This window comes from Burkholderia sp. WP42 (genome assembly GCF_000745665.1).
Lineage (GTDB): Bacteria > Pseudomonadota > Gammaproteobacteria > Burkholderiales > Burkholderiaceae > Burkholderia > Burkholderia vietnamiensis.
Window position 1 is genome coordinate 103,651 of record NZ_JQJT01000026.1, and the last position, 13,634, is coordinate 117,284.

Genomic DNA, 13,634 nt, shown 5'->3' on the forward strand with positions numbered 1-13,634 from the left:
CCGCGCCCGGCGGCACCGGTTCTCGAATCTCTCAGACTGTTACCCACCGTTTCATTTGCTGACGTCTCGCTCACAGACGCTAACAACAGGCCGGCGCACTCGCGCGGCCCGCGTTGCTGCCGTATGATACGGGGCGATTCCTCCCGCGCAGCCCGCGCCACCTTCGTCATGCCCAATCTGGATTTCACGCTGACCGGCGAATACGTCGAGTTGCACAACCTGCTCAAGATCACCGGCCTCGCGGACAGCGGCGGAACGGCGAAGATGTTCGTCGCGTCCGGCGCGGTGAAGGTCGACGGCGTGGTCGAACTGCGCAAGACCTGCAAGATTCGCGCGGGCCAGGTCGTGCTGTTCGGCGACACGCGCATCGCGGTCCACGACGCGTAGCGGTGCCCCTGAGCCCGACATGGCCATCGGCGCGCGCGTTCGACACCATTCGAAGAAAGCCGTAAGCTAGGCGTCTCTCAAAATAAATACGGACAGCGCCGGCCTGTCGCCGCGCGAGCGCCCATCCCATGTCGCATTCCGGTCTCACGCGGACGGCCGCCGCGCCGCCGTCGCTCTCCCGCCATGCCGTCGATACCGCGCGCCTCGCCGCACCGCTGGCGATCGCGCAGCTCTCGCAGATGGCGATGAGCGTCACCGACACCGTGCTGCTCGGCTCGCTCGGCCCCGATTCGCTGGCGGCCGGCGGCCTCGGCGCGAATTTCTTCTTCGTCATCGTGACCGTGCTGCAGGGCGTGCTGTCGTCCGTCAGCGTGAGCGTCGCGCATGCGCGCGGCGCGCAGGCCGAACATCGCGTGCCGCACATCTACTGGACCGGCTTCGTGCTGTCGGTGCTGCTCGCGATTCCGGCGGTCGTCGCGCTGTCGCTGTCGGAACCGCTCCTGCTGATGTTCCACGAGCCGCCGACGCTCGCGCAGCACGTCGGCGAATACACCGGCATCCTGCGCTTCGCGGCGCTCGGCAGCCTGATCGGCGTCGGGCTGATGCGGGCCTTCCTGCCGGCGATCGGCGCCGCGCGGCGGCTGCTGTGGGTGTCGATCGGCGGCATCGGCGTCAATGCCGTGCTGAACTACGGCCTGATCCACGGCGCATACGGCCTGCCGAGGCTCGGCTTCCTCGGCTCCGCGGTCGCGACCACCATCACGATCTGGCTCACCGCGTTCGCGCTGATCTGGCTGCTGCACGGCCGCGCGCGGTTCCGCCACTTCGTGAGCGCCGCGCGCCCGAAGCTGCCGATGATGGGCGAGCTGATCGGCATCGGCTGGCCGGTCGCGATCACGTACGGCGTCGAATCGACGCTCTTTCTCGCGACCGGGCTGACCGTCGGCGTGCTCGGTGCGACGGCGCTTGCGGCGCACCAGATCGCGCTGAACGTCGCGTCGGTGGCGTTCATGGTGCCGCTCGCGATCGGCCAGGCGGCCAACGTGCGGGTCGGCTACTGGATCGGCGCCGGCGACCCGGTCGCCGCGCGGCATGCGGGCTTCGTCGCGCTCGGCCTCGGCGTCGCGTTCATGTCGCTGTCGGGGCTCGTGCTGATCCTCGCGCCGCACGCGATCGTCGGCCTGTATCTGCACCTCGACGACCCGGCCAACGCGGCGACCGTGTCGCTCGCCGCGTCGCTGCTCGGCATCGCCGCGGTGTTCCAGATCGTCGACGGGATGCAGACGGTGGGCTCCGGCGCGCTGCGCGGGCTGCGCGATACGCGCATCCCGATGCTCGCGGCGACCTTCGGCTACTGGGGCATCGGCTTTCCGACCGGGTACTGGCTCGCCTTTCACGCGGGGCTCGGCGCACGCGGCCTGTGGTGGGGCCTCGCGGCCGGCCTAGCGAGCGTCGCCGTGCTGATGGCGTGGCGCTTCCATCTGAAGACGTCGTCGCTGATCGCCGCGCCGCGGTAAAGCGCGACACGACGCGAAATCGCGGCCGGCGCTATGCTTGTCCGCTGGCGCATCCGCGACGCCGCGCCGGCGGCGCGGCTGCCTGATGCCATGCCGCACCACGCCATGCCCGACGCCGCGCGACGCGCGGCCCTTCCCTTTCCGACAGGAGTGCATCATGAACGAAGCAGTTCGGATGGAACGCGACACGTTCGGCGAGATCGCCGTGCCCGCCGACCGGCTCTGGGGCGCGCAGACCGAGCGCTCGCTGCAGAATTTCCGGATCTCGACGGAGAAGCAGTCGCCCGAGCTGATCCACGCGCTCGCGATCGTGAAGCGCGCCGCGGCCGCCGTGAACCAGGCGCTCGGCGTCCTCGCCGACGACAAGGCGCGCGCGATCATCGATGCGGCCGACGAGATCATCGCGGGCAAGCATCCGCGTGAATTCCCGCTCGCCGTGTGGCAGACGGGCTCCGGCACGCAGACCAACATGAACCTGAACGAAGTGATCGCGAACCGCGCGAGCGAGCTGCTCGGCGGCGAGCGCGGCGAAGCGCGCAAGGTTCATCCGAACGACGACGTGAACCGCGGCCAGTCGTCGAACGACGTGTTCCCGACCGCGATGCACGTCGCGGCCGCCTACGCGATCGTCAACCACCTGCTGCCCGCGCTGCGCACGCTGCGCACGACGCTCGACGCGAAGTCGAAGGCGTTCGCCGATATCGTGAAGATCGGCCGCACGCACCTGCAGGACGCGACGCCGCTCACGCTCGGCCAGGAATTCTCCGGTTATGTCGCGCAGCTCGACCAGGGCATCCGGCACGTCGAATCGGCGCTGCCGCACCTGTACGAGCTCGCGCTCGGCGGCACCGCGGTCGGCACCGGGCTGAACGCGCATCCGGAATTCGCGGTGCGCGTGGCCGACGAGATCGGGCGCCTGACCAAGCTGCCGTTCGTCACCGCGCCGAGCAAGTTCGAGGTGATGGCGGCCGCCGACGCGCTGGTGTTCGCACACGGCGCGCTCAAGACGGTCGCGGCCGGGCTGATGAAGATCGCGAACGACGTGCGCTGGCTCGCGAGCGGGCCGCGCTGCGGGCTCGGCGAGTTGTCGATTCCGGAAAACGAGCCGGGCAGCTCGATCATGCCGGGCAAGGTGAACCCGACGCAGTCGGAAGCCGTGACGATGCTGTGCTGCCAGGTGTTCGGCAACGACGTCGCGGTAAACGTCGGCGGCGCGAGCGGCAACTTCGAACTGAACGTGTTCCGGCCGATGATCGCGCACAACGTGCTGCAGTCGGTGCGCCTGCTCGCCGACGGCGCGCAGAGCTTCAACGACCACTGCGCGGTCGGCATCGAGCCGAACCGGGCGCGCATCGACCTGCTGTTGAACGAATCGCTGATGCTCGTGACCGCGCTCAATCCGCACATCGGCTACGACAAGTCCGCGCAGATCGCGAAGAAGGCGCACAAGGAAGGCACGACGCTGAAGGCGGCCGCGCTCGCGCTCGGCTACCTCACCGAAGCGGAATTCGACGAATGGGTGCGGCCCGAGCAGATGATCGGTTCGCGCTGATCGCGGGTTTCGCGCGATGTGGCGACGGGCGCGGCGGGCGCGGCGCGACGGCTGCGCCCGCAGCCGTCAGACCGTGCCGTTCGCCACTTCCTCGGGCTTCATCTCGATGATCTTGTCGAGCGCGGCGCGCACGTCGCTCGCATACTTCGCGAGCACCTTCTGCTCGGCGGTCTCGGGGACGAACGGCGGCACCGGCACCGGGTTGCCGTTTTCGTCGACGGCGACGAACACGACGAGGCAGTCCGTCGTCTGACGCAGCACGCCGCCCTTCGGATCGCCGGCGTGCACGGACACGTGAATGTGCATGCTGGTGCGGCCCGTCGCGACGACGCGCGCCTTCAGCTCGACCAGATTGCCGACCAGAATCGGCCGCTGGAACCGGATGTTGCCGACGCTCACCGTCACGCAATAGCGGCTCGACCACACGGCCGCGCACGCATACGCGACCTCGTCGATCCACTTCATCAGCGCGCCGCCGTGCACCTTGCCGCCGAAGTTCACGGACGACGGCTCGGCCAGGAAGCGAAACACGGTTTCGGTGCGGTCGAGGGCGGCGGGTACGGGGGAAGATTGCGACATCGTGGGGGCTCCAGGCTACGGGGTGCTGCGGTCGGCGCATTATACGTTGCACTGCGGCAATGCGTCGCGGGAGGGCTGGGGGCGTCGGCATCGTGGCAGTGTGCGCTGTGCAGGTGCGCATTAGGGGACACGTTGGGTCTCACATCAGCCCCTCGCATCTGGCCTCGTGTCGGGCTTCCCATCAAACCTCCCACCCAGCCGCGCACCGGCCCGAAAGCGGCTTCGCGAGCGGCATCGACAGCCTCCGCATCAGTGGCGCAGCGTGACTCCCTGATCGATCGTCCCGTACATCTCGATGCTGCCGCCCCGCCCGCCTGCGGCATCGCTGCCGCCCTGCGCACAGGCGGCGCAGAGGAGCGCGGCCGCCACCAGGCAAAAAATCGTCTTCATCGTCAGATCGCATCCCATGCGGCGGCCCACTGCCGCCGCGTGCGGCCATTCTACGCGGGCGCGGCCGGCGGCCGCCGCGGTACACGGCGGTACGTCAGCCGTCGCATCCGACATTTCAGCCGAGCCCGAAACATCGAATCGATGCTGCCACTACACTGCAGTGACTCCACCCGCTCCGACGAGGCACGACGATGACCGATCAGGACGATCACCACTTTCCCGGCCTGAGCCGGATCGGCGCATTGCTCGCCGATCCCGGGCGCGCGGCGATGCTGTGGGTGCTGATGGACGGCAGCGCGCGGCCGGCCGGAGAACTGACGATGATCGCGGGGCTGTCGCCGTCCGCGGCAAGCGCGCATCTGGCGCGCCTGACCGACAGCGGGCTGCTCGCGCTCGACATCCGTGGCCGGCATCGTTATTACCGGCTCGCGTCGTCCGACGTCGCGGCGTCGCTCGAGGCGCTCGCGAACGTCGCGCGCGCCGCCGCGCCGAACCGTCCGGTGCCGCCGCCGTCGCGCACGGTGCCGGCCGAGCTGCGCTACGCGCGCACCTGCTACGACCACATGGCCGGCGAGCTCGCGGTCCGCATCTTCGACGGCCTGACTGCCCGCGGCTGGCTGCACGCGAACGGCGACGCGATCGAGACCACCGACGCCGGCGCGCACGCGCTCGCGCGCTGGGGCATCGACGTTGCGCAGCAGCGCGCGCGCCGGCGCCGCTTCGCGTGCGGCTGCCTCGACTGGAGCGAGCGCCGCGCGCATCTTGGCGGCGCGCTCGGCGCGGCACTGCTCGACAGCTTCTGCACACACGGCTGGATCGAGCGCACCGCTCGGCCGCGCGTGCTGCGCGTCACCGTGTCCGGCCAGCGCGTTTTCGACGACTGGCTTACGTCCGCTTGACGCGCACATTGCGCGCAGACGACAACCGCGGCCGCTGGACAGGTTTTGTTACATCGGATGCGCTCGGACTTACAAAACACCGAGCACTGAAACAGCCCGAGCGGATATCGTGAGCTGGACGGCACGAATCGACGCGCCGAGACAACGACGATGACGCTCATGATGGACTCCCTGTTCACGCTCAGGCGTACCGCCCGCTGCGCCCTGCTCGCGTTCGCCGCACTGGCGAGCCTGCCCGCCGCATTTGCGCAATCCACCGCCGCGCCGCCGTATGCGGCCGCCGCGCGGCAAGCGGGCGGCGATCCGCCCGGCCGCGTCGCGCGGCTCGATTATTTGTCCGGCGCCGTGACGACCGAGCCGGCCGGCACCGATACGTGGTCGTATGCGGCCGTGAATCGACCGCTGACGACGGGCGACCAGCTGTGGAACGACGCCGGCGCGCGCTCGGAGCTGCATATCGGCTCGACGGCGGTGCGTCTCGGCGAATCGACGAGCCTGTCGGTACTGAACCTCGACGACACGACCACGCAGCTGAAAGTCGGGCTCGGCACGGTGTCGACGCACGTGCGCAATCTGCCGCCCGGCGGATCGTACGAAATCGACACGCCGAACCTCGCATTGGGCATCGCCGGCCCCGGCGACTATCGCGTCGACGTCGCGCCGGACGGTGCGAGCACGACGGTCACCGTGCGCAGCGGCAACGCAACCGTCTACGGCAGCAACGGCCAGTACCCGCTGTCGCCCGGACAGCAGGTCGTGTTCACCGGCACCGACCTGCAGGTCGCCCAGCAAGCGGCCGCGCCGGCGCCGGACCCGCTCGACCAGTGGGCCGCGAGCCGCGACGCGGCCGAGCAACGCTCGGTGTCGGCCCGCTACGTGTCGCGCGACATTCCGGGCTACCAGGATCTCGACGCGAACGGCACGTGGCGCGAAACGCCGAACTACGGTGCGGTATGGGTGCCGAACGACACGCCGGCCGACTGGGCGCCGTATCACGACGGGCACTGGATCTGGCAGGCGCCGTGGGGCTGGACCTGGGTCGACGATGCGCCGTGGGGCTTCGCGCCGTACCACTACGGCCGCTGGGCCTACGTCGACGACAGCTGGGCCTGGGTGCCCGGCCCGATGGTCGTCAGCCAGCCGCCCGCCTATGCGCCGGCGCTCGTCGCGTTCGTGGGCGGCGGCGGCGGGCCCGACTGGAGCGTCGCATTGACGGTCGGCGGCATCGCGGCGGCCGGCTGCGCGTGGTTCGCGCTGGGGCCGGGCGAACCGTGGCATCCCGGCTGGGGCGGCTGGAGCCCGCATTACTACGAGCGCGTGAACCGCAACATCGTCGTGAACAACGTGACGGTCAACAAGACGGTGAACATCACGAACATCAACAAGACCTACGTGAACTTCCGCGCGCCGCATGCGATCACCGCCGTGCCGGCCGCCGCGTTCGTCCACGGTCAGCCGGTCGCGCGCGTCGCACAGCACGTCGACCCGCGGCAATGGCGCAACGCACACGTGATGCCGGGTACGCCGGGCATTGCGCCGGTGCGGCAGAGCTTCACCGGCGGTCTGCGCACGGCCGCCTACCGGCCGCCGGCGGCGCTCGGACAACACCCGTTCGTCGCGACGCGCAATCCGGCCGTGCCGCCCGCCTATCGCGATCAGGCGGCCGCGCAGCTCGCGCGCCAGGGAGCGCGCGTGCCCGGTGCGGGTGCGCCGGTCGTGAAGACCAGCGTGCCGGCCGACTACACGCCGCGGCCGGTCCACGTACCCGGCAACCCGGCCGGCGGCGCGTGGGCGATGCGCAACGTGCGGCTCGTGAATCCGCACGGGCCGGTCGTGCAGCCCGCGCATGGGGCGACTGCCGGCCAGCCGGCTGCGGGGATGGCACAAGCGGCCCGGCCCGGCGTGCCGACGCCGAACGCACGTATGCCGGGCGCGCCTGAACCGGGCGCACGGAGCGAACCTGCGCCGGGCATGCCCAACGGCGAGCGGACGCCGAACGCAGCAGCGCCGAACGCCGCGCACTTCGCGAACGGCGCCGCGGCCCAAGCGCCCGGCCCCGCTCAGCATCAGGCCGTGGGCGCCGGCAATGGCGTCCCGCATCCGCCGACGGCCGGCAACAGCCCGGCCGCGCACGACGGCGCGCATGCCGCAGCTGCGCCTGCGCCCGTCTGGATGCAGCCGCATACTCCGATGGACCGGCAGCGCCCGAACCCGCCGACGGCGCTGCACGCTGCCGGACAGAACGCGCTGCCGCCGGTCCGCGCTGCAGCGCCGACGCCGCGTCCGCAAACCCCGGCCGGCGCGCAACCGGGCGAGCGGCAGCCCACGCCGCACGAAGCACCGCAGCCCCGCTTCGACACGTCCGCGCAGATGCAGCAGCCGCGTCCGCACGCCGATTTCGCGGCGCCGGCCCAGCATGGGCAACCGCGCGCCGAACGCCCGGCGCCCGCGCCGCAGCCGCGCGCCGACTTCGCGCAGCCCGCGCCGCACCGCGAAGTCGCGCCGCCGCATGTGAGCGAGTACCGGCCGCCGGCGCCCGTCGTGCATGAGATGCCGCGGCCGCAACCGGCGCCGCGCATGGAGCCGCGACCGTCGATGCCCGCGCCGCACGTGGAGCCTCGCCCGCAGCCGGCGCCGCACGTCGAAGCGCCGCATCCGAGCAACCCACCGCCCGCCGCCCACGAGGAGCGACACCGCCAGTAACCGGCGGCGCAGCAAACGAAAAGGCCCGACCGTTCCCGGTCGGGCCTTCGTCATTCCGTCGTGCGCGCCGCGCTACGCGGCGTACGGCCTTGCGTCGCCGCTCAGACCGCCATCGGCGCGCTCAGCGGCTCATGATGCCGATAGCCGACGAGCGAGAAGTCCGACGGCTCGATCAGCTCGAGCCACTCCGGCGCATAGACGCCCGTCTTCGCGTAGTCGGGCACGCGCTCGGCGATCTCGAGCCGCGGGCTGTCGTACGGCTCGCGCGTGAGCTGCTGCTGCAGCATGTCGAGCTGGTTCTCGTAGATGTGCGCGTCGCCGATGAAGTACGTGAACCAGCGCGGCGTATAGCCGGTCAGCCGCCCCACCAGCGACAGCAGCGCGGCGCCTTCGGTCAGGTTGAACGGCGTGCCGAGCCCGACGTCGTTGCTACGGATGTACAGGCACAGCGAAATCTCGCGCTTCGCGGCGTTCGGCAGGAACTGATACAGCAGATGGCAAGCGGGCAATGCGATCTGGTCGAGCACGGCCGGGTTCCACGCATGAAACAGGATGCGACGGTCGGACGGGTTCTCGATGATCGTGTCGAGGCACTGGCGCAGCTGGTCGATCGCCTTGTAGAGCAGCACCTTCGGCGCACCGTCTTCGTCGAACTGCGTGACGATCCGGAAGCCGCGGCGCGTCGCGTCGGCGATCTGCGCGTCGGCGCTCGCGTCCAGCACCTTGTAGCCGGGCCATTGCCGCCATTGCACGCCGTACACGTCGCCGAGATCGTCGACGCCGCGACGGTAAGGATTCGCGAGCCACTGCGCGTTGTCGTTCGCGTTCGCGTCCCACACCTTGCAGCCGAGCGCACGGAAATCGGCCGCGCTGCGCGATGCACGCAGGAACCCGACCAGCTCGCCGATCGCCGACTTGAACGCGAGCTTCTTCGTCGTCACGGCCGGAAAGCCTTGCTGCAGGTCGAAGCGCAGCATCGCGCCGGGCATGCTGATGGTACGGATTCCCGTGCGGTTCTCCTGCCAGCTGCCGGTGTCGAGGATGGTGCGAACGAGGTCGAGGTACTGTTTCATGCGGGTTCCTTCGGCCGCGAGGGCGGCCGTACCCGCCAATTTTAGCAAGCGTGGCGAGAAACCTCCGGCAGCGGCGGCGTGAAGCCGCCGAGCGGGTCGCCGCGGTCGCGCATCCCGTGCGCACACATCAGCCGGTACAGCGTGACGCGCGACACGCCGAGCTCGCGCGCCGCGTCCGCAAAACGGCCGCGGTGACGCAGCAGCGCCTGCTCGATCGCCTGCCGCTCGGCGGCCTCCCGCGCCTCGTTCAGCGACACGGGCGCGAGCACCGCGAACTCGTTCAGCTCGAGATCGGCCGCGGTGATCATCCGCCCCTCCGACATCACGATCGCCCTGCGCACGCGATTGATCAACTCGCGCACGTTGCCCGGCCACGCGTAGCCGTACAGCGCGGCGATCGCATCCGGCGAGAAGCCGCGCAGCCGGCGGTGCGCATCGCCCTTGAAACGTTCGAGCATGTGACGCGCGAGCAACTCGATGTCCTTGCCGCGCGCGCGCAGCGGCGGCTCCTCGATCTTCAGCACGCACAGACGATGGTAGAGGTCCTCGCGAAAGCGCCCTTCGCGCAACGCCGCTTCCATGTCCACGTGCGTCGCGCAAATCACGCGCACGTCGACCGGCACCGACACGTGCGCGCCGAGCCGCTCGATCTTGCCCTCCTGCAGAAACCGCAACAGGCTCGCCTGGCTCTCGAACGGCAGGTCGCCGATCTCGTCGAGGAACAGCGTGCCGCCGTTCGCGGCCTCCACGCGGCCGACCTTGCGCTGGGTCGCACCGGTGAACGCGCCGCGCTCGTAGCCGAACAGTTCGGCCTGCAGCAGCGTCGACGGAATCGCGCCGCAGTTGATCGCGACGAACGGCCCCGGCGCGCGCGTCGAGCGCTCGTGAATTGCCGCGGCAGTCAGCTCCTTGCCGGTGCCCGATTCGCCGGAGATGAACACGGGCGCATCGGTGGTGGCCACACGGCGGATCGTCCTGAACAACCCGAGCATCGCGTCGCAGGTGCCGACCATTTCGCCTTCGGAACGCCCGGCGCCCACCGGCGCCGCCGCCGTTGCCGCCGCGTCCGCCAGCGCGATCATCCCGTGCGCATGGCCGACGGTCTCGACGATACGCGCCGTCTCGTACGGCATCGTCACGTAGTCGAAGCAATAGTCGCGGATCAGATGTCGCAGCGTGGCGTCCTGCAGCTGGCCGCGCCGGGTCGCCGCGATCCAGCCGATGTGCTGGATGCTCAGGCACGCCTCGAGCTCGCGCAGCTCGGCGGGCTTGAAGCCCGGCGAGAAATCGAGCAGGCCGGCCGTCGCAACGCCGTGCTGCACGACCCGGCGGACGTCGCGCACCGATTCCGCGAGATCGACACGCCAGCCGCGTTCGTCGAAATAGCCGCGCAATGCATCGTCCGGCTCGCGCGAGAAATAGATTACGTGCCGCTGCTCGGCTTCCATGTGCTCACCCCGTTCATCAACCGTCTAACGATTGCCGCACACGTCAAGCGACGTGCGAAAAGGATCGAATCGGGGCAGCCGAAGCAGCTCGATTCGCCATGCCGATACGCGACCACGTCGGGCCGCGCATGATGGCGCTTATCTCGCGTCCACTATTTTTCTGATCAACACAGCTTGTTATAGGCGCTGAATACGACAGGTCGGTTGCAGCGCGAAGCGGCGAACGGCCAAATCGCTCGATGGTCGATGCAAGTCAATCCTCTGCATAAAACCGCTACGCGGCGGCCATCCAATGCATCGACACACGCACTGATTTTCATCCGTGAAGCGAGTCGATTGAATCCGCAGTATTCCCGAGCCCCGCCGTTTCACGACTGAAACATTTCCCGGCATTTTCGCGCGCCATTCACGATGCATATCGCTCAATCGCAGGCGCGACAACCGATCGCGTTCGATGGCATGCATTTCGCTGAATCATCACGAAGCGGAGAAGGTGGCCATGCGAACACGTTTTTCATTGCCTTGCGTGCGGCTCGTGATTGCGTTCGCGCTCGCGTGCCCGTTCACATCGGTGTGCGCGCAACAACGCGCGATGCACGAGCGCGCGGTGCCGGCCGGCGACGGCCTGCGGCACGACGGCGCGGGTGGCTTCGAGCTGGTCGCCGCCGTCGAAGCGCGGTCGACCGACGCGCTGTCGGTGACGTTGTGGGACGAACTCGCGCGGCCGACGCCACCGCCCGCTCCGTTGCCGCTGCCCGTCGATACGCAGCACGCGATGGCCGGCGGCACGACGCATCGCACGCATCAATAGCCGGTACACGACCTCGCATGCCGGCCACTCGATGAGCATCCCGTATCGAACGCCCGCTGCAGGCCGTGCGACCCGCGTCGCCGTCGCGACGCGCAGCTTTTCTGTGTCCGTCCCCCGGCGGGCACTCTTTTTATTCGACGCGCGGCGGCGCCGATGCGCGTGCATCGGCACGGCGCTGACGGCGCCGCCGTTCCGGTAGAATCGGCGCCATTCCGCTTCACTTCTCCCCGACCTTCATGACGACGTTGACCCTGATCGTCGCGCGTGCCCGCAACGGCATCATCGGCCGCGACAACCAGTTGCCCTGGAAACTTCCCGAAGACCTCGCGTTCTTCAAGCGCACGACGATGGGCGCGCCGATCGTGATGGGCCGCAAGACCCACGAGTCGATCGGCCGCCCGCTGCCGGGCCGTCGCAACATCGTCGTGACGCGCGATCCCGCGCGCCGCTTCGACGGCTGCGACACCGTCACGTCGCTCGCCGACGCGCTCGCGCTCGCGTCGCGCGACGGCGCCGCCGAAGCGTTCCTGATCGGCGGTGCGCAGCTTTATGCGGAAGGCCTGATGCTCGCGGACAAGCTGATCGTCACCGAAATCGATGCGGACTTCGACGGCGACGCGGCGTTCCCCGCGCCCGACCCCGCGCACTGGCGCGAAGTCTCGCGCGACCCGCATCAGGCCGCCGCGCCGAACACGTTCGGCTACGCGTTCGTCGTCTACGCGCGCAAGCGCGACTGACGCGCGGCACACGACAAAAAGCCCGACCGGTGCATGCGCGCCGGTCGGGCTTTTCATTTGGTCGCGGCCGACGCCGCGCCGCTTACTGCCCTGCGATCGTCATCTGCTCGATCAGCACCGAGCCGGTTTCCTTCGTGCCGCGCACGAGCGAATCCGCACCGATCGCGACGATGTGGCGGAACATCTCCTGCAGCGTGCTCGCGACCGTGATTTCCTCGACCGGATACTGGATCACGCCGTTCTCGACCCAGAAGCCGGCCGCGCCGCGCGAATAATCGCCGGTGACGTAGTTCACGCCCTGCCCCATCAGTTCGGTCAGCAGCAGACCGGTGCCGAGCTTGTTGAGCATCGCGTCGAAATCGTCGCCCGGCTGCGTGTTCGAGCTGCGCAGCGCGAGGTTGTGCGAGCCGCCTGCGTTGCCGGTCGTCTGCGTGCCGAGCTTGCGCGCCGAATAGGTCGACAGGAAATACCCCTCGACGACGCCGTCCTTGACGACGCTGCGCGCGCGCGTGCGCACGCCTTCCTCGTCGAACGGCGCGCTGCCCATCGCGCGCGGCACGTGCGGATCCTCGACGACCTGCACGTGCGGCGCGAACACCGGCTTGCCGAGGCTGTCGACCAGGAACGACGTCTTGCGGTACAGCGCGCCGCCGCTCACCGCCTGCACGAAGGCGCCGAGCAGGCCGGCCGCGAGCGGCGCCTCGAACAGCACCGGAACCTTGCGCGTGTCGAGACGGCGCGCGCCCATCCGCGCGAGCGCACGCTCGGCCGCGTAGCGCCCGACGGCTTCGGGCGCCGCGAGATCGACGGCGCTGCGCTTCGACGTGTACCAGTCGTCGCGCTGCATGTGCCGGCCGCTGCCGGCGATCGGCGCGCAGGCGATGTAGTGGCGCGAGTACGGATAGCCGGCGAGGAAGCCGCGCGACGTCGCGAGCACGAACTGCGAATGCTGCGCCGACACGCTCGCGCCTTCCGAGTTGCGGATCTGCGGGCTGACCGCGAACGCGGCGTCTTCCGCGCGGCGCGCGAGCTCGACGGCTTCGTCGGCCGTCAGCGCCCACGGGTGATAGAGATCGAGGTCGCGCGGGTCGGTCTCGAGCAGCTCGGCTTCGGCGAGGCCGGCCGCATCGTCCTCGGCCGTGAAGCGCGCGATGTTGTACGCGGCGGCGACCGTGTCCTTGATCGCGGCCGGCGAGAAGTCCGACGTGCTCGCGTTGCCGCGCTTCTTGCCGATGAACACCGTCACGCCGACCATCTTGTCGCGGTTGTGCTCGATCGTCTCGACCTCGCCGCGGCGCACCGACACCGACAGGCCGTCGCCTTCGGAGATTTCGGTCGCGGCGTCGGTCGCGCCGAGAGCCTTCGCATGGCGAAGGATGTCCGAGGCAATTTCTTTGAGCTGGTCCTGCGTGTGCGGGAAATAGCGCGCTTGTACGTCGAGATTGGCTGCCATCGTCGTGATATCCGGTGGCGGGCGACACGCCCGCATGATCAAAATGTTGCGTATCCCGCGATCATAGCAAGGTCCGCGGCCGCGC

The 13,634-nt window shown here is 69.6% G+C and carries 12 protein-coding genes; 7 read left to right on the forward strand and 5 right to left on the reverse strand.

The features are described from left to right. Positions 1-168 precede the first annotated feature (168 nt). From EX20_RS17890 to fumC, 3 genes are all read left to right on the forward strand, one after another. Positions 169-387, forward strand: coding sequence for an RNA-binding S4 domain-containing protein (locus tag EX20_RS17890; protein WP_006753074.1), 219 nt, complete (start codon positions 169-171; stop codon positions 385-387). Positions 388-515: 128 nt separating this feature from the next. After that, positions 516-1,904, forward strand: coding sequence for a multidrug efflux MATE transporter NorM (gene norM / locus EX20_RS17895; protein ID WP_011883895.1), 1,389 nt, complete (start codon positions 516-518; stop codon positions 1,902-1,904). A 157-nt stretch (positions 1,905-2,061) separates the two neighbouring features. Further along, the gene (fumC, locus tag EX20_RS17900; protein WP_014722698.1) at positions 2,062-3,456 is read left to right on the forward strand and encodes a class II fumarate hydratase; all 1,395 of its coding nucleotides are present in this window, start codon (positions 2,062-2,064) and stop codon (positions 3,454-3,456) included. Positions 3,457-3,522: 66 nt separating this feature from the next. On the opposite strand, the gene EX20_RS17905 is transcribed toward fumC, so the two are convergent. Both EX20_RS17905 and EX20_RS32550 read right to left on the reverse strand, forming a co-directional pair. Further along, positions 3,523-4,035: an acyl-CoA thioesterase gene (locus EX20_RS17905; protein ID WP_011883890.1), complete on the reverse strand. Its 513-nt coding sequence runs from the start codon at positions 4,033-4,035 to the stop codon at positions 3,523-3,525. Between the two features lie 249 nt (positions 4,036-4,284). Then, the gene (locus EX20_RS32550; RefSeq protein WP_164715996.1) at positions 4,285-4,425 is read right to left on the reverse strand and encodes a hypothetical protein; all 141 of its coding nucleotides are present in this window, start codon (positions 4,423-4,425) and stop codon (positions 4,285-4,287) included. Positions 4,426-4,616: 191 nt separating this feature from the next. On the opposite strand from EX20_RS32550, the gene EX20_RS17915 reads away from it, so the two are divergent. Together EX20_RS17915 and EX20_RS17920 are read left to right on the forward strand one after the other, a co-directional pair. Then, complete coding sequence (locus EX20_RS17915; RefSeq protein WP_011883886.1) at positions 4,617-5,324, forward strand: ArsR/SmtB family transcription factor; 708 nt, start codon at positions 4,617-4,619, stop codon at positions 5,322-5,324. A gap of 162 nt (positions 5,325-5,486) precedes the next feature. Then, positions 5,487-8,027 (forward strand): DUF6600 domain-containing protein, encoded by a 2,541-nt coding sequence (locus EX20_RS17920; RefSeq protein ID WP_034194237.1) that lies wholly within the window; start codon positions 5,487-5,489, stop codon positions 8,025-8,027. Between the two features lie 101 nt (positions 8,028-8,128). Here EX20_RS17920 and EX20_RS17925 read toward each other — a convergent pair whose 3' ends face one another. Both EX20_RS17925 and EX20_RS17930 read right to left on the reverse strand, forming a co-directional pair. Continuing rightward, on the reverse strand, positions 8,129-9,100 hold the full coding sequence (locus EX20_RS17925; protein ID WP_034194232.1) for a thymidylate synthase: 972 nt from the start codon (positions 9,098-9,100) through the stop codon (positions 8,129-8,131). A 41-nt stretch (positions 9,101-9,141) separates the two neighbouring features. After that, positions 9,142-10,548 (reverse strand): sigma-54 dependent transcriptional regulator, encoded by a 1,407-nt coding sequence (locus EX20_RS17930; protein WP_011883881.1) that lies wholly within the window; start codon positions 10,546-10,548, stop codon positions 9,142-9,144. 499 nt (positions 10,549-11,047) lie between these two features. Between EX20_RS17930 and EX20_RS29915 the strand changes: the two genes are divergently transcribed. Beyond that, positions 11,048-11,359: a hypothetical protein gene (locus EX20_RS29915; RefSeq protein WP_011883880.1), complete on the forward strand. Its 312-nt coding sequence runs from the start codon at positions 11,048-11,050 to the stop codon at positions 11,357-11,359. Positions 11,360-11,595: 236 nt separating this feature from the next. Further along, positions 11,596-12,096, forward strand: a complete 501-nt coding sequence (locus tag EX20_RS17940; RefSeq protein ID WP_011883878.1) for a dihydrofolate reductase — start codon at positions 11,596-11,598, stop codon at positions 12,094-12,096. A gap of 82 nt (positions 12,097-12,178) precedes the next feature. Here EX20_RS17940 and pmbA read toward each other — a convergent pair whose 3' ends face one another. Then, complete coding sequence (pmbA, locus tag EX20_RS17945) at positions 12,179-13,549, reverse strand: metalloprotease PmbA (protein ID WP_034194233.1); 1,371 nt, start codon at positions 13,547-13,549, stop codon at positions 12,179-12,181. Positions 13,550-13,634: the final 85 nt, after the last annotated feature.